The sequence below is a fragment of the Mesorhizobium sp. M0816 genome, from assembly GCF_040320005.1.
In the GTDB taxonomy this organism is placed as follows: Bacteria; Pseudomonadota; Alphaproteobacteria; order Rhizobiales; family Rhizobiaceae; genus Mesorhizobium.
The window spans coordinates 168,935-190,586 of the sequence record NZ_JAMYOT010000009.1; the positions used below are offsets into that span (position 1 = coordinate 168,935).

General features: G+C 63.0%; 18 protein-coding genes and 1 tRNA gene. 8 read left to right on the plus strand and 11 right to left on the minus strand.

Features of this window, described 5'->3' with window-relative positions; all coding sequences use genetic code 11:
• Window positions 1-26: 26 nt before the first annotated feature.
• Window positions 27-515: an SRPBCC family protein gene (locus NKI17_RS16480; protein WP_023680522.1), complete on the plus strand. Its 489-nt coding sequence runs from the start codon at window positions 27-29 to the stop codon at window positions 513-515.
• Between the two features lie 29 nt (window positions 516-544).
• On the opposite strand, the gene NKI17_RS16485 is transcribed toward NKI17_RS16480, so the two are convergent.
• The 4 genes from NKI17_RS16485 to NKI17_RS16500 are packed head-to-tail and all read right to left on the minus strand — an operon-like array spanning window position 545 to window position 5,563.
• Window positions 545-1,711 (minus strand): NAD(P)/FAD-dependent oxidoreductase, encoded by a 1,167-nt coding sequence (locus NKI17_RS16485; protein ID WP_023680521.1) that lies wholly within the window; start codon window positions 1,709-1,711, stop codon window positions 545-547.
• Window positions 1,712-1,741: 30 nt separating this feature from the next.
• On the minus strand, window positions 1,742-3,328 hold the full coding sequence (locus NKI17_RS16490; protein ID WP_023680520.1) for an ATP-binding protein: 1,587 nt from the start codon (window positions 3,326-3,328) through the stop codon (window positions 1,742-1,744).
• A complete protein-coding gene (locus tag NKI17_RS16495) occupies window positions 3,316-4,008 on the minus strand; it encodes a response regulator transcription factor (protein ID WP_023680519.1) in 693 nt (230 codons plus the stop codon). The genes NKI17_RS16490 and NKI17_RS16495 overlap by 13 nt, the downstream gene beginning before the upstream one ends.
• Before the next feature lie 4 nt (window positions 4,009-4,012).
• Window positions 4,013-5,563: a DUF4153 domain-containing protein gene (locus NKI17_RS16500; protein ID WP_352570058.1), complete on the minus strand. Its 1,551-nt coding sequence runs from the start codon at window positions 5,561-5,563 to the stop codon at window positions 4,013-4,015.
• Window positions 5,564-5,841: 278 nt separating this feature from the next.
• On the opposite strand from NKI17_RS16500, the gene NKI17_RS16505 reads away from it, so the two are divergent.
• Together NKI17_RS16505 and NKI17_RS16510 are read left to right on the plus strand one after the other, a co-directional pair.
• Window positions 5,842-6,723 carry an HpcH/HpaI aldolase/citrate lyase family protein gene (locus NKI17_RS16505; RefSeq protein ID WP_352570060.1) on the plus strand — a complete coding sequence of 294 codons (882 nt, stop codon included), beginning with the start codon at window positions 5,842-5,844 and terminating at the stop codon, window positions 6,721-6,723.
• Window positions 6,724-6,751: 28 nt separating this feature from the next.
• On the plus strand, window positions 6,752-6,958 hold the full coding sequence (locus NKI17_RS16510) for a DUF1737 domain-containing protein (protein WP_352458330.1): 207 nt from the start codon (window positions 6,752-6,754) through the stop codon (window positions 6,956-6,958).
• Between the two features lie 243 nt (window positions 6,959-7,201).
• Here the strand turns inward: NKI17_RS16510 and NKI17_RS16515 are convergent, their stop codons facing one another.
• Entirely contained in the window at window positions 7,202-7,624 is a 423-nt protein-coding gene (locus NKI17_RS16515; RefSeq protein WP_023680515.1) for a metallopeptidase family protein, read from the minus strand.
• Between the two features lie 233 nt (window positions 7,625-7,857).
• On the opposite strand from NKI17_RS16515, the gene NKI17_RS16520 reads away from it, so the two are divergent.
• The 4 genes from NKI17_RS16520 (at window position 7,858) to NKI17_RS16535 (ending at window position 14,580) form a co-directional block, all read left to right on the plus strand.
• Window positions 7,858-8,610, plus strand: coding sequence for a DUF3800 domain-containing protein (locus NKI17_RS16520; protein WP_352570062.1), 753 nt, complete (start codon window positions 7,858-7,860; stop codon window positions 8,608-8,610).
• A 171-nt stretch (window positions 8,611-8,781) separates the two neighbouring features.
• The gene (locus tag NKI17_RS16525; protein WP_352906345.1) at window positions 8,782-9,864 is read left to right on the plus strand and encodes an ImuA family protein; all 1,083 of its coding nucleotides are present in this window, start codon (window positions 8,782-8,784) and stop codon (window positions 9,862-9,864) included.
• Window positions 9,797-11,275: a DUF6504 family protein gene (locus tag NKI17_RS16530; protein WP_352570065.1), complete on the plus strand. Its 1,479-nt coding sequence runs from the start codon at window positions 9,797-9,799 to the stop codon at window positions 11,273-11,275. The genes NKI17_RS16525 and NKI17_RS16530 overlap by 68 nt, the downstream gene beginning before the upstream one ends.
• Complete coding sequence (locus NKI17_RS16535) at window positions 11,272-14,580, plus strand: error-prone DNA polymerase (RefSeq protein ID WP_352906346.1); 3,309 nt, start codon at window positions 11,272-11,274, stop codon at window positions 14,578-14,580. Before NKI17_RS16530 ends, NKI17_RS16535 begins: the two co-directional genes overlap by 4 nt.
• A gap of 42 nt (window positions 14,581-14,622) precedes the next feature.
• Here the strand turns inward: NKI17_RS16535 and NKI17_RS16540 are convergent, their stop codons facing one another.
• The 4 genes from NKI17_RS16540 to NKI17_RS16555 form a co-directional block, all read right to left on the minus strand.
• Window positions 14,623-14,862 (minus strand): Trm112 family protein, encoded by a 240-nt coding sequence (locus NKI17_RS16540; protein WP_023675986.1) that lies wholly within the window; start codon window positions 14,860-14,862, stop codon window positions 14,623-14,625.
• 204 nt (window positions 14,863-15,066) lie between these two features.
• On the minus strand, window positions 15,067-15,738 hold the full coding sequence (locus NKI17_RS16545; RefSeq protein WP_352450238.1) for an LON peptidase substrate-binding domain-containing protein: 672 nt from the start codon (window positions 15,736-15,738) through the stop codon (window positions 15,067-15,069).
• 163 nt (window positions 15,739-15,901) lie between these two features.
• A complete protein-coding gene (gene trxA / locus NKI17_RS16550; protein WP_352458335.1) occupies window positions 15,902-16,894 on the minus strand; it encodes a thioredoxin in 993 nt (330 codons plus the stop codon).
• 85 nt (window positions 16,895-16,979) lie between these two features.
• Window positions 16,980-17,477: a prolyl-tRNA synthetase associated domain-containing protein gene (locus tag NKI17_RS16555; RefSeq protein ID WP_352570069.1), complete on the minus strand. Its 498-nt coding sequence runs from the start codon at window positions 17,475-17,477 to the stop codon at window positions 16,980-16,982.
• 229 nt (window positions 17,478-17,706) lie between these two features.
• On the opposite strand from NKI17_RS16555, the gene NKI17_RS16560 reads away from it, so the two are divergent.
• Window positions 17,707-17,781, plus strand: a tRNA-Gly gene (locus NKI17_RS16560).
• Window positions 17,782-17,913: 132 nt separating this feature from the next.
• Here NKI17_RS16560 and NKI17_RS16565 read toward each other — a convergent pair.
• Both NKI17_RS16565 and NKI17_RS16570 read right to left on the minus strand, forming a co-directional pair.
• A complete protein-coding gene (locus NKI17_RS16565; RefSeq protein ID WP_352906347.1) occupies window positions 17,914-20,139 on the minus strand; it encodes a mechanosensitive ion channel family protein in 2,226 nt (741 codons plus the stop codon).
• A 439-nt stretch (window positions 20,140-20,578) separates the two neighbouring features.
• Window positions 20,579-21,649: an adenylate/guanylate cyclase domain-containing protein gene (locus tag NKI17_RS16570; protein WP_352906348.1), complete on the minus strand. Its 1,071-nt coding sequence runs from the start codon at window positions 21,647-21,649 to the stop codon at window positions 20,579-20,581.
• Window positions 21,650-21,652 lie beyond the last annotated feature (3 nt).

The following is a 21,652-nucleotide window of genomic DNA, read 5'->3' on the forward strand; positions in this document are numbered from 1 at the left end:
AGCGAAACGTTTCTGGAGGACAGGTAATGCACGGTTCCGCGGTGCACAGCATGACCAATGGCGAGACCGTCATGGCGAGCGCCGATGTTTGCGCGCCGCCCGAGCGGATATTTGACGCGCTCGTTACACGCGAGGTCGAGCGCTGGTGGGGGTCCGCCAGGACCTACCGGATGACCGGATGGGCGGCCGACCTCCGCGTCGGCGGCCGCTGGAGCGTCACCGTCGAGACGGCGGCCGGCAGACACCTGCCCGCCAGTGGCGAATTCCTGGAGATCGAAGAGCCGCGCCGGATCGTGCAGACGCGCAGATACGACTGGGATCATCCGACGCTTGGCCGCCGCGAAACCAAAGTCGCCTGGCTGCTGGAGCCGATCGCCGGCGGCACGCGCGTCACCATCTGCCATGGCGGCTTTGCCGGCCTCGCTGACGCTGCAACAGAGCACGCGGAAGGCTGGGGTAGGGTGCTGGGCTGGCTTCAGGCGTATCTTGGTGCAGGCGGCTTGGTGGCGGCCTAACCCAACGGTAGCATCCCTTCGCGCAAGCGTTAAATTACATTCAATTCCCGGAACGGCCGCCCGTCGGCGATCCGGCTGTACCCGAACGCCGAGCAATCCACCGTGCGATAGCCGCCATGCACGATCAGTTCGGCCAGCGCCTTGCCGACCGCCGGAGCCTGCTGCAAGCCGTGGCCGGAAAACCCGTTGGCGAAGAGGAAATTGCCGACCTCGGGATGCGGGCCGATCACCGCGTTCTGGTCGAGCGTGTTGTAGTCGTAATGGCCGACCCAGGCGCGCGTCGGCTTGATCGCCTCGAAGGCTGGAATGCGGCCCGCCAGCACCGGCCAGATCACCTCTTCGAACAGCGGCCAGTCGGCGTCGAAGTCGGCGGGGTCGGCCGGTCCTTCGCCCTCTTCCGGCTCGGCGCCGCCGGTGATGTAGACCGAGCCCTCCGGCCGGACATAGATGCCGCTCGGGTCGACCAGCAGCGGCATGTCCTCATATTTTTCGCGCGCCTCGAAAACGAAGACATTGCGCTTGCGCGGCTCCACCGGCAGCGCCAGCCCGGCCATTGCCGCCACCTTGCCGGCATTCGGCCCGGCGGCGTTAACGACGGTGCCGGCCTCGAGCCGCTCGCCATTGTCGAGGGTCACACCGGCGACGCGCTTCCCCTGCCGCTCGATACCGGTCACCGACGCCGTGATGAAATCGATGTTCTTGCTTCGCAGTGCCTTGCGGAACAGCATCAGCATCGCATGCGCGTCGAACCAGCCTTCGCCGCTGCGGCCATAGGCGCCGGCGGAAATGCCCTCGACCGACAGCCACGGAAAGCGGCGGACGAGCGCCTCCGCATCCTCGAGCAGGATGTCGGCGCCCTCGGCCATCTGCGCTTCGTGGTTGGCCCGCAGGATAGGCAGCCCGTTTTCGCCGGCAAGGATGAGATAACCGCCTTCGCGAAAGCCGATATCGGCGTCCGCGCCAAACTCTTCCTTGAGCCGCCGGAACAGTTTCAGCGTGAATTGCGACAGACGGATGTTTTCCGGGATCGAAAACTGCTGGCGGATGGAGGCGCAGGACAGCGTCGTCGCGGCATGAGAAAATTGCGGGTCGCGCTCGACAAGCGCGATCGAGCCCGAAAACCCTTCCTCGCGCAGATAATAGGCGACCGAGGAGCCGACGATGGCTCCGCCGATGATGACGATGTCGTAATGCACCTTTTCGCCCTTCCGATCTGAACCGCCGAGTCACGCCGCCGGCAGGATGATCTCGAAGCGCGTGCCGCTCGCCGAGTCAACCTGCCGGATCGTGCCATCATGCGCTTTCAGGAGGGCCAGCACGATGCCGAGGCCCATGCCGGTGCCGCCGGAATCGCGGCGCGTGGTGAAGAACGGCTCGAAGATGCGGCCTCGGTTGCTGGGCGAAATGCCGGCGCCGTCGTCAGCGACCACGATGGTGGCCTTGCCGTCCGCTTTTGCGGCTGTGACCGATACCAGCGTCGCGCCGTGCCGCGCCGAATTGTCGATGAGATTGGCCAGCACGATCGCAGCGTTTTCGGCCGATATGCGCAGACCGATCTCGGTGCCCGCATCGACGCGCACCGCCAGCCTGTCGTCGGCCGGCAGCAGCGCCAGTGCCGCACCGAGCGACGTGTTTTCGCCGCTCGGCTCGAGATTTTCGGCGCGCGCCAGGTCGAGCAGGCGGCGCACCAGAAGGTTGAGCCGGCCGGCATCGGTGACGATATTGTCCGAAAACCGCCGCCGCTCGGCCTCGTCCATCGCGCTGCCCGAATCGCGCAGCAGTTCGGCGGCCCCCTGGATCGCCGTCAGCGGCGATTTGAGCTCGTGCGAGACGTGGGTGGCAAAGGTCTGGATGCCGTCGGAGCGTGCGTGCAGCTTTTCGGCCATGTCGAGGAAAGCAGCAGAGAGTTCACCCATTTCGCGCGTGCCGTGGTGATCGAGCGGCCTGATCGCCGCGCGGTCGCCGGCGGCGATGCGTTTCGTGCGTTCCATCAGCGCATAGATCGGACGGCTGACGGCGCGCAGGAAGACCAGCCCGATCAGCAGCGCGCCGCCGAGGATGGCGATTGCCGCCAGCGCCACCTTGCCGCGCTCGCCATAGAGATGCTTGACGATGTTGTTCGGCGTCCGCGACAGATAGACGACGCCGGCGACCTTGCCGGAGACCGCAACCGGCATGGCGACGAAGACGCGAACCTTGGTGCCGCGGCTGACCGAATAGAGCGGCGGCGACGGCTGGTCGGGAACCCGCAGCCTGAGCGCGCTGGCGTAGCGGCCGGCAAGCGCTGCGCGAACCTCTTCGACAGCCGCGAGCGACAGGCCGGCCTCCTCACGGCCGGCGATGACCACGCCCCTGGGATCGAGCAGCCGGAAGCCGGCGAGCGTGGTCTTCTGCGTCTCGGCAAGAATGCCCCTCAGGCGTGCGCCGATTGCAGCGAAGGCGGGATCGGCGCTGGCCGCGGTGGCCGCGGGCCGGGTCGGCAGGATCCTGTCGGACGCAAGATCGAGGCGCGGTTCGATCGGCTGGTAGGGAGAAGCCCGATCGCTGGTGTTGGGTGAAGGCACGGGTGCGCCGAGCTTTTCCGGGGCAAGGCCGGCCTCACGGACCTCTTGCGCATAGATCGCGCCAAGGGCGGCACCTTGTGCGATCAGCTCGGCCTCGGTCTGCCTGATCAGCTGGTTCTCGTAGAGCCGGAAGAAGAACAGGCCGGCCAGCGGCAGCGCCATCACCATGATCAGGATGGCAATGACGACCGTGGCAAGCCGTGGCCGCCATTTGCTGCCAATCCATTTTTGGGCGCTCAACTCCCGCATCGGCCGAGCCGGAAGCCGACGCCATGCACGGTCTCGATCGCATCAACGCAGCCGACGGCCGCCAGCTTGGCGCGGATGTTGCGGATATGACTATCGACGGTGCGGTCTGCGACATGGATATTGGCCGCATAGGCGTTGGCCATCACCATGTCGCGGCCAAGCACATGCGCCGGCCGCGCCAAAAAGCCTTTCAGGATCGCGAATTCGATCGACGTCAGCGCCAGCGGCTTGCCGTCGAAGCTGGCTGTATGGCTTGCCGGAACCAGCAACAGTCTGCCATGCGAGAATTGCCGGTCGTCGGCTGGTTCCGGCGTGGGCCGAGCGCGGCGCAGAATGACGTTGACGCGGGCGACCAGCTCGCGCGGGCTGAACGGCTTGATGACATAATCATCGCCGCCCATCTCCAGCCCGAGGACGCGGTCGATCTCTTCATCCCGCGCGGACAGGAACAGCACCGGCAGGTCGGATGTGTGGCGCAGCCGCCGGCACACTTCCAGCCCGTCCATTTCCGGCATGCCGATGTCGAGCACGACGAGATCGGGCGCATGGCGCTCTATCGCCTGCAAGGCAGCCGCGCCGTCCGGCACCGCCAGCGTTTTCATGCCGGCCTTTTCCAGCGCGAAGCAGATGATTTCGCGAATGTGCGGGTCGTCGTCGGCGACCAGTATGTGGTGCGGCATCAAATCAGCGGCCCGGCATGAAGGGTTCGGACATCGGAGGAACCACGAACGGGCCACGCCTGTCGAGGGCGCGGTTGAGCCGCCAGTCACGAAAGCTCCAGCCCCGCCAGTTTTCCTGACCGGCGCGGAAGCGTGCTTCGTCCTGTGCATACCAGCCGGCGAGTTCGCGGATGGAGGCATCCTCCGCGGAAACCGTCCTGCTCTGGTGCCGGACGAAGCGATCGAGCGCCGGCAAGGCGCCGGGCCCGAGCGAGCGCAGGTACCAGACGTCGAGATGGGTGCCTTGGCCGGTCATTTCGAAGCAATGGTCGACATTGTAGTTGGCGATCAGCGCGGCAAAGTTGATGAACGAGCAGGCATAGAGCGTCGCCGATAGCGTCAGAAGATTGGCGGAAAGCAGCCATTCGTTGGACTTTTCGCGCGCGATGCGGGCTATGATCAGGACAAGGCCCGCCGCCACCAGCCCCATCCAGACGAAGGCGGCGACACGCCAATAGGTCAGCGCATAGATACCGATATAGAGATCGAGCCGCAGGATCGACGAGATCACCAGGAGGATGTTCTGCGCCACCCAGGCATAAACCAGCCGGCGGATGAGCGGATCACCGGAGGTCGCACTTCCCGGCCGCAGCGCCGCCAGCACGAAGCCGGCGGCCAGCAGCGCCGTGACGATCAGCGGATAAGCGCCGCGATGCGCGTAGGTGGCATAGGTCAGCCCGTCGGGAAGCGCGATGCCGCCCCACAGATAGGTGGCGTCGAGTGCGCTCTGCACCGCGAACAGGATGTTGAAGACGACGAGCGCGCGGAGGATAGCGGCCTTGCCGAAGACGATGTCCTCGATGGTGGGACTTATGGCTGGCCTCGTAGGTGTGCTGGCAGGCGTTCCCAACCGGGGAATATGCCGGAGAAACCGCGGCAGGCGCGGCCGCAGAAAGGCCCATAGGCCGACGAGCACGGACAGCCAGAAGGCAAGACGCGGCAACTGCGTGAGGTTGAGCAGGGCGAAGAGATCAATCAGTGAAAACCAGTATTCGATGACCGGATTGGCGGCGCCGAACAGCGCGAGAAACACTGCGCCGAGGCCCAGCGGCATGACCCAGACGGCGATCGCCGCAAGGCGCACGCGCCGCCGGCCAAGCCGCCGCGCCGCCATGCGCCAGCGGAAGAAATCCAGGACGAGCCGAAATGGCGTTGCAAGCAGGAACAGCGAGAGTTGGCCGGCAATACGGGCAAGGCCGCGCCGCAACCGTCCGGCCAGTGAAAGCGCGAAGATGGCCGTCGCCGCCAGCGCGATCGAGACGGACAGTGCGCTGACATTTTCCACAAGCGGCAGCAGCGCCATAAACAGCGCAACCGGCTTGAACCAGAACCTGCCATCGTTGAAGGCGCCGAGAGGATGGAGAGCCATGCTCGCCGCTGCAATCGCAACGCCGAACAGGAAAAGCGTGATGCCCGCCGGTTGGCCATAGAAGAAAAAATCGGCCAGCGCGACGAGCAGGACGGCAACGCCGAAGCGGTTGCAATAGCTCGGCGCCGCCGAGAGGAATACTGTCATGATCGGGCTTTCTCGGCGGCTTTGATGCGGCCGGTGGGCGGGGATTTCCGGACGAAAGGGAGGAGGTTTACCGAAGTCCGGGGCGGATCGACGAGCCACCAGCTTTCGCGGCGAAGCCGGTATGGCAGGGACCAACGGGAGTTCGTTCGCTCTTGCATGCCGCCCTTGTCGCATCCGGTCGGGTGGCAAGCGGGGCGGAGACGAGGAGATTTTCCGAAATTGCGTGCAGTTTTTATGCACGGCTTGCCTCGGCCGGCTGCAGACGGCATAGATCGGAGATGACCACCGAAAGCTACCGCCCGCGCCGCTCGGTGCTTTACGTCCCGGCTTCGAACGACAAGGCGCTGGCCAAGATCCAATCGCTGGCCTGCGATACCGTCGTCATCGATCTCGAGGACGCCGTCGCCCCGGCCGACAAGCCTTCCGCGCGCGAAAAGCTGGCGGCGATTTTCGCCGGCCATTCCAACCGGCGCTGCGAGATGGTGGTGCGCATCAATGCGCTGTCGAGCGAATGGGGCGCCGACGATCTGCCGGCCGCGGCAAAATGCACGCCCGACGCCATCCTGCTGCCCAAGGTCGACACGCCGCGCGACATCCTCGAGGCCGGCGACGTGCTCGACGACAATTTTATCGCGGACGAGGTCAAGCTGTGGGCGATGATCGAGACGCCCAAGGCGCTGCTCAATATCGGGCCGATCGCCGAGCTCGGCCGCGACCCAGCCTCTCGCCTGGTTTGTTTCGTTGCCGGAACGAACGACCTGATCAAGGACACCGGCATTCTCGCCACGCCCGATCGGCGCTATCTCGTGCCATGGCTGATGCAAATGGTGCTCGCGGCGCGTGCCGGCGGCCTCGACCTGCTCGATGGCGTCTTCAATGATTTTCGCGATATGGACGGGTTTGCGCGCGAGTGCACGGAAGCGGCCGCCATGGGTTTTGACGGCAAGTCGCTGATCCACCCAGCTCAGATCGAAGCCGCGAACCGCGCCTTTGCACCGTCGCCCGAAGCAATAGCCGAGGCGCGCGCGGTCAAGGATGCCTTCGCGTTCGCCGAAAATGCCGGTAGGGCGGTAGTTGCGCTGAACGGCAAGATGGTCGAGCGGCTGCATCTGGCGCAGGCCGAAAAACTGCTGGCGAAGGCCGCCGCTGTTCGCGCATGACTAACGTAACTGACGACAGGATTGAAGAATGAAACTCTACCGCTTTCTGTCCGGCCCGGACGATGCCAGCTTCTGCCACAAGGTGACGGCGGCGCTGAACAAGGGCTGGCACCTGTTCGGCTCGCCGACCTATGCCTATGACAAGGAGGCCAAGACCATGCGCTGCGGCCAGGCGGTGGTGAAGGATATCGAGGGCCAGGAATACGGCCCCGACACCAAGCTCAGCGATTGGTAGACGCTGAAATCGCGGCGAGATGTCCGCGGGACAGCGCCCCCCTCTGTCCTGCCGGACATCTCCCCCACGCGGGGGGAGATCGGCCATCATCCCGGGCTTCGCCAAATCTCAATGTTAGAAAGAGGGCGCGGTCGGCGAAGCTGCCAATCTCCCCCCAAGTGGGGGAGATGTCCGGCAGGACAGAGGGGGGCGCGAAGGAATGAGACGTCGGACTGTTGCGTAACCTCAGCCGATCGGCACCCCCTACTCCGCCGCTTCTTCGATCTTCTCCATGTCGTCGTCCGACAGGCCGAAATGGTGGCCGATCTCGTGGATCAGCACATGGGTGACGATGTCGCCCAGCGTTTCCTCGTTCTCGGCCCAATAGTCGAGGATGGCGCGGCGATAGAGCGTGATGCGGTTCGGCCCCTCGCCGGTCTGCGGGTTCCAGCGCTCGGCGATGCCGCGCCCCTCGAACAGGCCGAGCAGGTCGAAGGGCGTTTCCAGCGAAAGGTCGTCCATGATCTCGTCGGTCGGGAATTCGGCGATCTGAATGACGATCTCGCCGGTCAACTTGCGAAAGTCCTCCGGCAGATGGGCATAGGCCTCCAGCGCCAAGAGCTCAATTTCCTCCATCGTTGGCGAAAGCTGGTCGTGCCAGATGCGTGTTTGGTAGATGCGAGCCATGCTTTGTCCTTTGATCCCGGCATATAGGCTTTCAGGCCGGACTCGGCAAATAGCGGGGCTGCCGCCTTTGCCCCAGGATCATAAGCAGGAATAAATTCAGCGTGTCGTAATTCGCGTACGCGCTAAGGAGGTGGTACCGTGCTGAACAAATTTCGAGCCGATGAGTCGGCGGAAATGGTGGAAGGCGCGTCCTAGAGTTCCGCGACACCTTTCTTGCCCCTCGGGAAGGTTTGGTGGTGGTGATTGAGGTCTACCTAGACGAATCTGGCACTGACCATGACTCGCAAATTCTTTCCGTATCCGCCGTTTGGGCTTCAAAAGAAGACTGGCAGATCTGGACCCTCGATTGGATCGTGGCGAAGGCGCCGATAAAAATTCACCACTCGGTCGATTGCCATAACAGGCATGGGGAGTACGAAGGGTGGACCCGCGAAAAGCGAGATAGACACGTCAAGTGCATCCTGCCGGTAGTCAAAAACCACTACATTCGGGGCATTATCGCCGCCGTCGACAGGCGGAAACTGAGCGAGGTCTTGGCTCACAAACATAGCTTAGCCATCAAGCCGGAAGACATGGTACGCGGCTGGTACTACATCTGCCTGCAATGGGCCCTTCGCAGCACGTGGGAGAAACTCGCATCGGAAGGCCACGATAACATCGCATTCGTCCATGAAGCCAACCAGTACAGCGCGGCGGCGACTGAGGCGTTCCAGCAAGTCCAGCGGCATTTTCCGGGAAAATCGGCGACTTTCAATTTCGGCTCAAAAACCAGGCACCCACCGCTTCAATGCGCAGACGTATTGGCATATGAGGGGAACCATCAAATGAGGAATTTTCGCGGTCCCCTACGAAAACCCCTCCAAGCTATCGACCCTAGCTTCAGCCGCTTTAGCTTTCGCAAATATGACGATGAAGAAGTCGATCAAATCGCCGACTTTACCGCCCAATATTTGAGACGTGTCGCTTCAGAATTGGCTTCAGGCTAGAGTCAAAAGCCGCCCCTTTTTTATGAACCCAGCCTCCCGAGCGGTTTCCTTGAAAAGCTCGGGTTGCTCTTTCTGGGAATAAATTCCCCATGACTCCGCTTGACTCTTCGAGCGGCCTCTGGAATCTATAGGGAACATAACAGGAACAATTGTGAGTGGAAGCTGACCGTCATGGCGACAAGCGCCGTGGCGCGGGAGACTGTTTTTGCCCTGCGCCGCCAGATCGCGAAGATCGAAGGGACCTTGCCCGAGCGCCTGGAGGCGCCGGCCAGTTCGTCGTTTGACGCGGATGTCCCTCGTCAGAGTCTGACACCCTCTCGGCATCCGACACCCGCTCGGAATCTGACCATTGTCCGGCGCGGCCTCGCCGTGGCGCCGCCCGATGCGTTTTTGCGCACCGGCGCCGAGCGCCTCGATGCTGCGCTGAGCGGCGGCCTGCCGAAGGCGGCGGTGAGCGAGTTTCATGGCGCCGCGACCCGCGATGCCGGGGCCGTTGCCGGTTTTGCCTTGTCGCTCGTCAGCCTGATCCTCAGCCAGGGGCCGCGATTGCCGGTGCTGTGGATCGGCACATCCGAGGTTTTCCGCGAGGCCGGCTTTCCCTATGCCAGGGGGCTTCACGCCTTCTTCGGCATCGAGCCGGAGCAATTGCTGTTTTCCGAGGCGCCAAGGCTGCTCGATGCGCTGTGGATCGCCGAGGAGGCTGCCCGGATGACGGCGCTGGCCGCCGTCATCCTCGAAATCCGCGGCAGCCCGCAGCGGCTTGACCTCACCGCGACGCGGCGGCTGCACGCCCGCGCGCAGAGTGCGGGCCGGCCGCTGTTCCTGCTGCGCCAGGCCGGCGAGCCCGAACCGACGGCAGCGCCCGTCCGCCTCATCCTGTCGGCGGCACCGGCGGCAACGCGTAAGACGCTTGCCGGGCCGCTCGCCGGCTCGATCGGCCGATCCGCCTTCACCGTCGCCATCGGCAAGAGCCGCACGGCCTTGCCCGGAAAATTCACACTGGAGTGGAACCCCGATGAACGCATATTCGAAGAAAGACGGGGCGAGCAAGGAAGGTCTCAGGAATGGGCCCCAGAACGGCCAAAGAATCCTATCCCTGTGGTTTCCGCATCTCGCCGCCGAGAGGATCCTGCGGCAGCGTCTGGGGCGGTCCTGGCGTTCCCGGCCGTCGGATCACCTGCCGCTGGTGATCAGTCACCGCGACCGGAACGCCCAGCGCATCGCCGCCCTCGACGAGCGGGCCGAGGCGCTTAATCTGAAGCGCGGCATGGGCATAGCCGACGCACGCGCCATGCATCCCTCGATCGACATCGTGGAGGCCGATCCGGAGGCCGACCGGCGCCTGCTCGAAGGCCTCGCCGACTGGTGCGACCGCTATACCCCGCTGGTGGCGCTTGACGGGACCGACGGCCTCTATCTCGACGTCACCGGCTGCACCCATCTTTTCGGCGGCGAACGCTCGATGCTGGACGATATCCTGTCGCGTTTTTTCCATCAGGGCTTCGATGTCCGCGCCGGGCTTGCCGCCACGCCTGGTGCTGCCTGGGCGGCGGCGCGGTTTGCTGGCGACCGCATCGTGCCCGATGGTGAGGAGGAAGCGCTTCTCGCGCCCTTGCCGCTGGCGGCGCTGCGCATCGACCCGGAGGTACGCGCCAGCCTCGAAAGCGTCGGCCTGCGCACGGCGGGCGCCGTCATGGCGGCACCGCGCGCGCCGCTGGCCCGCCGCTTCGGCGCATCGCTGCTCTTGCGCCTCGACCAGGCGCTTGGCCGCCTCGAGGAGGCCGTGTCGCCGCGCCTGCCGGTGGCACCGCTTTCGGTCGAGCGTCACCTTGCCGAGCCGATCATGCTGACCGAGGACATCGAGCGGCTGACCGGCATGCTGGCGACCACCTTGAAGAGCGACCTCGAGCGTCGCGGCGAGGGCGCAAGGCGGCTGGCGCTGCTGCTTTTCCGCGTCGATGGCGGCGTCAGCCGCATCGCCGTCGGCACCTCGCGGCCTCTGCGCGAGCCGCGGCTGATCCAGAAATTGTTCCACGAAAGGCTTGCCGCGCTCGAACAGGATATCGACGCCGGCTATGGCTTCGATCTTGTGCGCCTTTCGGTGCTGACCGCCGCCGCCTTCGACATGCAGCAGGCCGACCTTGCCGGCGAGACGAGCGACGACGGTGCCGATATCGCGCTTTTTGCCGACCGCATTCGCGCCCGGCTCGGCGAAGGCGCGGTCTTGAAGACGGTCGCCGTCGAGAGCCATTTGCCGGAGCGCGCCGTCGCCACCCTTCCCTTCACGGAGGCGCCGCAGAGAAGCTCGCCGCCGAAGCAGCCGGACAAGGCGAAGGACGCTCCCACGACCGTCTTCCAGCCGGAACGGCCGATCCGGCTTTTCCGTTCGCCCGAGCCGATCGAGGTGCCGGCCACCGAAATGCCGGAAGGCCCGCCTTTGAACTTCCGCTGGCGGCGCGCGCTCTATCGGGTCGCGCGCGCCGAAGGGCCGGAGCGCATCGCGCCGGAATGGTGGCGAGGGGCGGCGGGACGAGAAGATGCCCCGACCCGGGATTATTTCCGCATCGAGGATGCCGACGGCCGCCGTTACTGGCTCTATCGCCAGGGCCTTTACGGCGCCTCGCAGCCCTCGCCGCGCTGGTTCATGCATGGGATCTTCGCATGAATGCGCTGACGGCCAACCCCTATGCCGAATTCGGCATCCAGTCGAACTTCTCGTTTCTGCGCGGTGCCTCGAAACCGGAGGAGCTGGTGGTCGCGGCAAAATTCCTGGGGTTTTCGGCGATCGGTCTCGCCGACCGCAACACGGTGGCGGGCGTGGTGCGCGCCTGGCAGCAGGCCAAGGTGGAGGGTGTTTCCTATCATCCCGGCTGCCGCCTGGTTTTTTGCGACGGCACGCCGGACATCCTCGCCTACCCGCAGGATCGCAAGGGTTGGGGTCATCTCTGCCGCATGCTGACGCGGGCCAATCTGCGAGACGAGAACGAAAAAGGGGCGACGCTCCTCAAACAGAACGATCTTCTCGAATGGGGCGATCTCCTGTCGCTCGCCATACTGCCGGATGTGTCGGCGGACGCGGAAACCAGCCTCGCACTCCTTAGCCGGCTCAAGGATCGTTTCGGTGAAAACCTGCGGCTTGCGGTTTCGCCGGATTACCGCGGCAACGACCGCTTCCGTATCGAGCAGGCGGCGGCGATGGCGGAGCTGGCCGGCATCCCGTTGATGGCGACCAACGATGTTCTCTACCATACGTCGGAACGGCGCCCGCTGCAGGACGTGCTGACGGCGATCCGCCTCAATGTGCCCGTCGCCGAGGTGGGGCTGGAGTTGGCGGCCAATGCCGAGCGTCACTTAAAGCCGCCGCTGGAGATGGCACGGCTTTTCCGCAGGCATCCGCAAGCGCTGGCGGAAACGCTGCGTTTTGCCGGCGAGCTGACCTTCTCGCTCAGTGACCTGCAATACAACTATCCCGACGAGCCGACGGAATCGGGTCTTGGGCCGCAGGCCGAACTGGAAAGGCTGGCCAAGGAGGGAGCCGCCATCCGCTACCCCTCGGGCGTGCCCGCTTTTGTGACGCAGCGCATCGAGGAGGAGCTCGCTCTGATCGAGCGTCTGAACTACGCGCGCTATTTCCTGACTGTCCACGACATCGTCAAATTCGCCCGCAGCCAGAACATTCTCTGCCAGGGGCGCGGCTCTGCCGCCAACTCGATCGTCTGCTTCTGCATTGGCATCACCGAAGTCGGCCCGGACAAGATCGAAACGCTTTTCGAACGCTTCATTTCCGAGGAAAGAAACGAGCCGCCCGACATCGACGTCGATTTCGAGCATGAAAAGCGCGAGGAGGTCATCCAGTACATCTATTCCAAATACAGCACCAAGCGCACCGCGCTGGCCGCCGCCGTCGTCAGCTACCGGGGCCGCTCGGCGATGCGCGAAGTGGCCAAGGCGATGGGCCTGTCGGACGACGTCCGGGGCGCGCTGTCCAGTTCGATCTGGGGCTGGTCGACCTCGGAGCTCGGCGAAAAGGAGACAAAGGCCGGCGGCCTCGATCAGACCGATCCATCGACAAGGCATGTGATCGAATGCGCCAACGAGATCATGGGCTTTCCCCGTCATTTGTCGCAGCATGTCGGCGGTTTCGTCATCACCCGCGACCGGCTCGACGAGATCGTGCCCATCGTCAAGACGGCGATGGACGAGCGCAAGATGGTCGAGTGGGACAAGGACGATCTCGACGCGGTGAAAATCCTTAAAGTGGACGTGCTGGCGCTCGGCATGCTGACCTGCCTGCAGCGCGCCTTCACGCTGCTCCAGGATCATTACCCGCAGGCGCGAGACGCGTATGGCCGGCCCTATGTGCTGGCCACGCTGCCTGCCGAGGACAGGCACGTCTACGACATGATCTGCCGTGCCGACACGATCGGCGTCTTCCAGATCGAATCGCGCGCGCAGATGTCGATGCTGCCGCGGCTGCGGCCGAAAAGCTTTTACGACCTCGTCATCGAGGTGGCGATCGTGCGGCCCGGCCCGATCCAAGGCGACATGGTCCACCCTTATCTGCGCCGCCGGCAAGGCAAGGAAAAACCCGAATATCCCAAGCCGGAACTGGAAAAAATACTCGGCAGGACGCTGGGCGTGCCGCTGTTCCAGGAGCAGGCGATGAAGATCGCCATCGTTGCTGGCGGCTTCAGGCCGGGCGAGGCCGATGAACTGCGCCGCGCCATGGCGACATTCAAGCGCACCGGCACGATCGGCAATTACCGCAAGAGAATGGTCGACGGCATGGTCGCCAAGGGCTACGAAAAAGACTTCGCCGAGCGCTGCTTCAAGCAGATCGAGGGTTTTGGCGAATACGGCTTTCCCGAGAGCCACGCCGCCTCCTTCGCCCTGCTGGTCTATGCCTCCTGCTGGTTCAAGACCTTCTATCCCGACCTGTTCTGCGCCGCGATCCTGAATTCCCAGCCGATGGGGTTTTACCAGCCGGCCCAGCTTGTCCGCGACGCGCATGACCACGGCGTCGAGATCCGCGAGGTCGACGTCAATTTTTCCGGCTGGGATTGCGCCTTGGAGAAATCGCCTTTCGATCCGGATCGTATCCTTGACCGCCATGCCCAGATGCGCGGCGTCATCCGGACCAGCCGTGCCGTCCGGCTCGGCTTTCGCCAGGTCAAGGGCCTGTCGAAGGAGCGCATGGAAGCGTTTGTGTCGAGGCGCGGCGCCGGCTATGCATCCGTACGCGACGTCTGGCTGCGCTCGGGCCTCAACGTCGACGAGATCGAAAAACTGGCGCAGGCCGACGCTTTCCGGTCGCTTGGATTGAACCGTCGCGACGCTCTATGGGCGGTCCGCGCGCTCGACGGCAAGAGTGCCGCCGAAAAGCTGCCGCTGTTCGACCAGCCGGCGATCCGCTTTCGCGACCTCGAGCCCCAAACCAGGCTCCCGACAATGCCGCTCGGCGAGCACGTCGTCCACGACTACCGCTCGCTTGGCCTGTCGCTGAAGGCGCACCCGGTCGCCTTCCTGCGTCAAAGGCTGGATCGTTCCGGCGTCACGCCCAATGTGCGGCTCGGCCAGGTGCGGGACGGCCGGCGCGTTTCGGTCGCCGGCCTCGTGCTGGTGCGGCAGCGGCCGGGCAATGGCAAGGCGATTTTCCTGACGCTGGAAGACGAGAATGCGGTCGCCAACATCATTTTCTGGGAAAGGACTTTTGACCGCTTCCGCCCCATCGTCATGGGCGCGCGTCTCATCCGCGTCACCGGCAAGCTGCAATCGGAATCGGACGTCATCCATATCGTCGCCGAGAAGGTCGAGGATCTGACGCCGTGGCTGTCGGTGCTGCTTGAGCAGGCAAGGCCTGCGGACAGACCGTCGAGCAGTGCAGACGAGGCTCAGCCTGGCAGCATCGCGCAAACGGAACTAATGGGAAAGGCAGAGAAGGTCATGCCCAAAGGGCGCAATTTTCAATAGAGGCGCGAAAGATCGCGACGGAGCGGCTCTGAACCGCAGCACTCAGGGCGTTCCACCCAGGCGCGGCGGCGGTGGCATGGCATCATCTATGGTGATGACACGCGCTTCCGATGGCAGCATGATCGGAATGCCGTCCCGCACCGGATAGGCAAGCTTTGCCACCCGCGAGATAAGCTCGCCGCGCTCCGGATCCCAGGCAAGCGGCCCCTTGGTCAGCGGGCAGGCCAAGAGTTCCAGCAGCTTGGGGTCGACAGTCCTGTTCCCGTCACGTCCATCCGCCATTTGGTTTGTCCTTCCACAGGGCAATCGGGTTAAGGTTTCGAGCGCGAACTTCCTTCTCCCCTTGTGGGAGAAGGTGGCCGAGCGAAGCTCGGTCGGATGAGGGGTGTTCCAGCTTGGCACCGACGACACTCCGTCCAGCACCCCTCAACCGTCTTGGCGTTGCGCGCCAATCCACCTTCTCCCACAAGGGGAGAAGGCAAGAACCTACTGCAAACTCGAACCGAAATCCTCATTGTCGCGCGCCAGCGCCATTTCGGTGATGGCGATCAGGGTCTCGGCGCGTGTCTTCAGATCGGCCGCTTCGAGCAGCGCCTGTTTCTCGGCCGGCCCGTAGGGCGCCATCATCGACAGTGCGTTGACCAGCATGGCGTTTTCGGCGCGGCTGACGCTTTCCCAGTCGGCCTCCAGATCGTTAGCCTGCAGATAGGCGCGAAACGCTTTGAGCAGCGCCGGCCGGTCGATCTCGGCGTCTGCCTGCTCCTCGTCGAGATCGGCGAGAAAGGGTGCCAACCGGCACTGCCGGAACGGTGTTTTGACCGTGAGCTCCTGGACAATACGGAACCGGCACACGCCCTGCAGCGAAATCAGGTAACGGCCGTCGCCGCTCTCGGACAGCGCAATGATGCGCCCGGCGCAGCCGACATTGCAGAGCTCCGGCTCGCCGTTGGGACGCAGCGCACCGTCAAGGCTGGGCTGGATCATGCCGATCAGCCGCGGCCCGGCGATCGCCTCGTCGACCATCTGCAGATAGCGCGGCTCGAAGATGTTGAGCGGCATGCGGCCTCCCGGCAGCAGCAATGCGCCCTCAAGCGGAAAGATCGGCATGGTCGACGGTAAGTCCGCAGCGAGCCGGTAATGCGCGTTTCCCGCCTGCACCTCAATCCTCCGATCGCTTTGTCAGGAAGCGCACCAAATCCGTCTCCTCCCGGCCGGCACAAGGCGCAACACCGGAAACCTGAAATCGAACGCCGTCCGAAAACCTAATCTGGCGCAGCCGCGGCCCACCGCAAGCCCGCGCGACAAAACAGTCTGCGCCGGCTCAGGAAAACAGCAGCGACGACAGTTTGCGCCGTGCCGACAGCGTTGCTTCGTCGGTCATGCCCCATGCCTCGAAGAGCTGCAGCAACTGGGTTCTGGCGCCGTCGTCGTTCCACGAGCGGTCGGCCTTGATGATCGCCAGCAGATTGTCGGCCGCCGCCATGCGATCACCCTTGGCGTTCTGGATCATGGCAAGCTCGAACCGTGCCTGGTGATCCCCGGGATTTTCGGCCAGCCGCCGTTCCAGTTCCGCCGGATTGCCGAGCACTGCTGCTTGCGCGGCGAGCGCCATCTTGGCCCGCAGCGCGGCGAGCTGGGGCGCATCCTTCTTTGCTTCCGGCGCCCGCGCCAGCACCGCCTCGGCACCTTCGGCATCGCCGGCCTCGAACAGCAGATCGCCCAAGCCAGCGATCGCCTCGATCGTCTCCGGCGCCTGTTCCAGGATGGCATCGTAAATGTCGGCCGCCGTCTGCACGTCCCCGGCGTCGCGCGCTTCGGCGGCCGCGGCCAGCGCCTCGGCCACTTGCGGCGCGCCACCGTTCTTGCCGCCGACCTTCTGGATGAATTGCGTGATCTGGCTCTCGGGAATGGCGCCCATGAAGCCGTCGACCGGCTGGCCGTCCTTGAAGGCAATGACCGCCGGGATCGACTGGATGCCAAGCTGGCCGGCGATCGATGGATGGTCGTCGATATTCATCTTGACCAGCTTGACCTTGCCACCGGCGGCTTTCACCGCCTTCTCCAGCAGCGGCGTCAATTGCTTGCAAGGGCCGCACCACGGCGCCCAGAAATCGACCAGCACCGGCTGGTGACGCGATTCCTGGATCACGTCGGCGGCAAATCCAGCGGTCGTTGTGTCCTTGATGACGTCGGCCGGCGCCTCAGCAAGCGCGACCTTCTCACGCGCGGCATCGGTGCCGCCATATTGCACGGTGGTGGCATACCGGCCGCCATTGCTGCCAAATGGGCCGCCAAAGGGGTTGCTATCACTCATCTCGTCGCCTTTCGGTCGCGCCGCCGGCCAAGGGACGGGCGCAACATCCTTCTTTAGAACCCGGTTTCAGTCACCCATGTGGCGATCATGCCGAGACTTTCAAGATAACAGCATCATGTCCGGTTGCCTCGACGAATTTGACCAGGTCCGCGGCAGCGATGGAAGTCGTCGCTTCGTTGGTCAGCGGGTGGGCATTGACCACCGCATGGCTCATCAGCTCCTCGTCCAACACGACCTTGATCCTTCGCTCGGTGTCGTTGATCAGCCCGAACACCGTGACCGCGCCCGGGACGACGCCGAGAAGCTCCATCAGCATCTCCGGCCGGCCGAAAGACACGCGCCCGGCAGCGCCGATCAGATGGTGGATATGCTTGAGATCGACCACCGCCTCCTCGCCGACGCTGACCAGGAAGAAATTGTCCTTCTTGTCCTTGAGGAACAGGTTCTTGGTATGGCCGCCGGCAATCTCGCCGCGCAGCGCCTGCGAATCGGCGACCGTGAACAGCGGCGGATGCCGCCGCGTCGATACCTCGATCCCGAGTCCGGCAAGAAAGGCGAAAAGTTCGGCTTCGGTCTTCGGCATCGGTCTTTCTTCTGATGGCCCGCTTTCAACGGCTTGTTCGGCTAACGCCGTTTACGGCCAATGATGCGGCCAAGACAAGCCCGTCGCGCAACGCGGGGGCGATTGCCTTGCGACGTCTCGCAGGAGGCTTGTTCGCATTGCCGACGAAGCAAAAAGCCTGCGAATTCCCTGTTGCAATCGCCGCGCTCTTCAGCCATATAGGCGCGGCTTGCGGCCCAAAGCCGCGCGAGCGGGTGTAGCTCAGGGGTAGAGCACAACCTTGCCAAGGTTGGGGTCGAGCGTTCGAATCGCTTCACCCGCTCCAGTTTCCTTGAGGGGAACCAAGCGATTAAGAGGCGCCTTTCGGGGCGCCTTTTGCTTACATGGCGAAAAGAGTGTCCCTGCCATGGGCGATGCGCGGAAAGCCGCACTGTGACCAGCAGGTGTCGCAGCTTTTCTATTCCGTTGTGCTAGCTTTTTTTCTGCGCCGAATAGTGTGCGACTGCGCGACGGCCATTTTCAACTCGGGCGTGATCTCCAACGGTGCATTCTCTGCCCCATGTTGGTTCTGTAGCCCCTGGACCTGGACGGTCGGCAATGGGAGTTCGATTCCCTGCTCCTTGAAGACCTGGCGGAGGCGTACATAGAATTTGCGTTTCATACCGAAGGCGCCTCCCGGCTTGGTTGTGGCCTTGACCCTCAATACGATGCCGTATTCGCCGAACTCCTGTACGCCCTGCATCTTGATCGGGTCGAGCACCCAGTGTTTGAACTCGGGATCTTCCGCCAGTTCGAGGCCGATCCGCTTGATCAGCTTGCGAGCGAAGTCGATATCAGTGTCATAACCAACGGTGATGTTGAATTTGTCGATAACCCAGTCACGGCTCTGGTTCTGGACTGCCCCGAGTTCACCGAAAGGTATCGTGAACAGCGGACCACGATGGTGGCGCAGCTTCACCGAGCGCAGCGAAAAGCTTTCCACAGTACCCTTGTAATTGCCCGATGAAATGTATTCGCCAACACGGAACGCATCATCGAGCAGAAAAAACACGCCTGAAATGACGTCCTTGACAATGGTTTGTGCCCCAAAGCCCACGGCGACGCCGACGACGCCAGCGCCGGCGATCAATGGGCCGATCTGGATACCCAGCGAGGCGAGCATCATAAGCACCGCCATCACGATGATCGATGCGAGCAGAATATTCTGGAGGATCGGCAAGAGCGTGTGCAGCCGCGCCTGCTGCGGATCGAGGATCGGGACGTCCTCGTCGCTGATCACAGGGTGCGGTGTTTCGATGCCCAGCTTTCGTTCGATCAAAGCTTTGATGATCGACCAGCCGAAGTCGGCGGCGAGGGCAATGACTACGACATTGATCAAGCCGCGCAATATGAACGTCGTCGTCGTATCGCTGTCCCGCATGGATTGCATGTCCAGACCCCAGACACGTGCGAGAAGGTAAGCCGCCGCCAGGATGAAAATCATTCGGATTCCGCGATCGATGACAGCGATCGTCACCGCCGGGATCGTGGGCCGGCCGACATCTTCCGAACCTGGCCGCAGAACGAAATTAACCCCGCGCTGCGTCACCACGATTGCCAAAGGCAGGAAGAATGCGGCGAAGGTGAACCAGAAGTATGTATAAAGGCCGGCGATACGCTGCAGGAACAGGACGACGAAATAAGCAGTCAATAGCCATGTCGCTTCCGTGTGACCGATGTGGCGCGCACCGTCTCGCTGCGTTCTTGGCCGACGCCAAATGGCGAGCAGCAGGAGCAACAGCAGCACGAAATCGGCGCCCAGTGACAGGACCATCATTCCGTCCTGATCGATGCCGAGACCTGGCAAGAGGATAAACGCGGCGCCGAAGAAGGCGAGGACGCCGACGATCCGGGGTAGCCAGTAGGACCAATGGTCAGCCGCTTCGTTGGTGATCGGCAAAGCACGAACCTCGACGGCGTTCTCGACGTTCATGAAGGAAGGGACGAGCATGGCCATGACGTACATGCGCACACCCCATGTAACGACTGCCGCCATCAGAAATGTCAGTACAATCTCGCGGATAAGCATCGGCCAGTCGAACAACATGAACGCGCCGGCGCTGCCCAGTGCGAAAGAGACTATCAGGATGCTGGAATAAAGCAGGCGGCCACCAATCTTCTTGGCTCGCCCAACAGGCGTATCCTTCGGTTGCGCGATAATCCAAAGACGAAATGGACGGGTGAGCTTGAATGTTGCCCAAGTGAGTGCCAGGCCGGCAGCGATGAACATTGCAATCAGCACAAATACGCCGGCAGGCCCCTTGCTGGACATATCCTCCATCGTCTCTGCCCGAACGCGCGCGAACTGGCCTGGCAGCAAGGGCAAAGTTCGCACGATTCTTTCGATATGATGCCTGATCCCATCGAGCGTCGAGGATGCCATCGTATTCATCTGGCCTGGTGCGGCCACGGCGCCGGACGATGCGTCGGTCGGCGAAGCCCCTCTCTCGGCGGGCGCTCCCGTTGACCCGGCGTCCTGATTTCGCTGTTCGGCCACCCAGGCCTTCACTGACGGATCGTCGAGAAGCTCGAACAGCTGGTTGACCTTTTCAGGCGGGATGGTCGCCGGCGCTTGCGCCTGTGCCGGACCGGCCAACATGAGGGCGATCCCAAAGACGAGCGGCCTGGCAATCAGGGCAAACATCGCCGTCAGGTCTCCGAGACGCCGTGCCGGGCGCGCCAGGTTCCTGGCTCCCAATCGTCGAGTCATGAGTGGCATCGTGCTGTTAACCTTCCGGTCAGATCGGCGAGTAACGACATCTATGTCCGTTGTTGCCCTACCTTGAAGAAACCGATGTTGCGGTGCAAGATGTCATCGTTCCGAGCCAGACCGTTGCGCCGGGTACTTGGCGGTGTTTATTTAGCCGCGGGGGCAGGGCATTCCGACCTCGGCCCAGGCCTCCGGCCGTTCTATGAACTGGGCATCGACGTTAAATCTCAGGAACTGATTTCGTGAGTTGACCAGGACAGACCTTTGGCGGTCGCTCGGTGGTCAACTGCTTCGCGCACCGCTGCGGACATTCGAAACCATGATGTTGCTTGAGATGCAATGCGCTTCCGGGTCGGCACTGCCATGCGGCAAATCAGGCCGGGAGCCGCCACATTCGCACACGACCTGTACCACGCAATTCCGTTTCCTTGAGTGGGTCGCAAGCAAAATTTGGTCCAAGCAGTTGATGAGTTGCATCCGAAATACGGATTTCATCGGGCTCCGCGGACGTTTGGATACGTGCGGCGAGATTAACGGTGTCGCCCCATAGGTCATAGGCAAACCGCCTTTTGCCTATGACGCCCGCCACGATTGGTCCTGAGTGAATTCCAATTCTGAGTCTTATCGGTTCTCCTGCGAAGCGTTCGAGCTTAACCGCCTTCCGCAGTTCAAGCGCATAGTGCGCAAGGGCTTCCGCATGATCGGATCGCGCGGCGGGCAGGCCAGCGACCACCATCACACAATCGCCGATTGTTTTGATCTTTTCGCAGCCGTATCGCTCCGAGAGCAGATCCGCCGCTTTGAAGAAGTAATTTAAAATAGCGAGCGTCGTCACGGCTCCGACGTTCCGCGCTCGTTCCGTAAAACCGACGATGTCGGCAAAAAGCACACTCACCTCTGCGTAGTTGTCTGCAATTTCTTCGTGCGCTTTTAGCCGCTCCGCGATAGACGCCGGAAGAATGTTGAGGAGCAGGGCTTCGGCGCGCTGGTATTCACGCGACAATCCCTCTTGGCTCGCCCTCAACGCCTCGTTCATCGATTGTAATTTCTCGTTGAGTTGACGCTCCCTCTCTTGCAGGAGCGTCATTTCATAAGCCTTCTGTTGAAGTCGCTGCCTATTGTCGCGTTCGGCAGTGGCGTCAAGAAAGAGCAGCCACACGCAGGCATTGTCAGCAAAAAGATGGAGGTCCGCGACACGCCCGCTGGGCAGTTCGACCATGGCCATATCATATGGAAGCTCCGGGCAGGGCAGCAAACCTTCCATGAATTCAAGCTGCTCGGCAACAGGCTTACCTATGCGAACTGATGAGAGTCCGTAATGTTTAACGTTACCGCCCTTCGCAGCTATGCAAAGCTGGGCGTCGATTTTCAGATATGCGACCGAGCGCTCGTTGTAGAAGAAATCGTAAATCCAGCTTCTAACTTCTCTTGGCAAGACATGCATGGT

What these genes read in the sequence shown, in the direction of transcription:
- NKI17_RS16480 (WP_023680522.1), top strand. Translation starts at nt 27, where the DNA reads ATGCACGGTTCCGCGGTGCACAGCATGACCAATGGCGAGACCGTCATG.
- NKI17_RS16490 (WP_023680520.1), bottom strand. Translation starts at nt 3,328, where the DNA reads ATGCGGGAGTTGAGCGCCCAAAAATGGATTGGCAGCAAATGGCGGCCA.
- NKI17_RS16495 (WP_023680519.1), bottom strand. Translation starts at nt 4,008, where the DNA reads ATGCCGCACCACATACTGGTCGCCGACGACGACCCGCACATTCGCGAA.
- NKI17_RS16500 (WP_352570058.1), bottom strand. Translation starts at nt 5,563, where the DNA reads ATGACAGTATTCCTCTCGGCGGCGCCGAGCTATTGCAACCGCTTCGGC.
- NKI17_RS16505 (WP_352570060.1), top strand. Translation starts at nt 5,842, where the DNA reads ATGACCACCGAAAGCTACCGCCCGCGCCGCTCGGTGCTTTACGTCCCG.
- NKI17_RS16510 (WP_352458330.1), top strand. Translation starts at nt 6,752, where the DNA reads ATGAAACTCTACCGCTTTCTGTCCGGCCCGGACGATGCCAGCTTCTGC.
- NKI17_RS16515 (WP_023680515.1), bottom strand. Translation starts at nt 7,624, where the DNA reads ATGGCTCGCATCTACCAAACACGCATCTGGCACGACCAGCTTTCGCCA.
- NKI17_RS16525 (WP_352906345.1), top strand. Translation starts at nt 8,782, where the DNA reads ATGGCGACAAGCGCCGTGGCGCGGGAGACTGTTTTTGCCCTGCGCCGC.
- NKI17_RS16535 (WP_352906346.1), top strand. Translation starts at nt 11,272, where the DNA reads ATGAATGCGCTGACGGCCAACCCCTATGCCGAATTCGGCATCCAGTCG.
- NKI17_RS16540 (WP_023675986.1), bottom strand. Translation starts at nt 14,862, where the DNA reads ATGGCGGATGGACGTGACGGGAACAGGACTGTCGACCCCAAGCTGCTG.
- trxA (WP_352458335.1), bottom strand. Translation starts at nt 16,894, where the DNA reads ATGAGTGATAGCAACCCCTTTGGCGGCCCATTTGGCAGCAATGGCGGC.
- NKI17_RS16555 (WP_352570069.1), bottom strand. Translation starts at nt 17,477, where the DNA reads ATGCCGAAGACCGAAGCCGAACTTTTCGCCTTTCTTGCCGGACTCGGG.
- NKI17_RS16565 (WP_352906347.1), bottom strand. Translation starts at nt 20,139, where the DNA reads ATGTTTGCCCTGATTGCCAGGCCGCTCGTCTTTGGGATCGCCCTCATG.
- NKI17_RS16570 (WP_352906348.1), bottom strand. Translation starts at nt 21,649, where the DNA reads ATGCATGTCTTGCCAAGAGAAGTTAGAAGCTGGATTTACGATTTCTTC.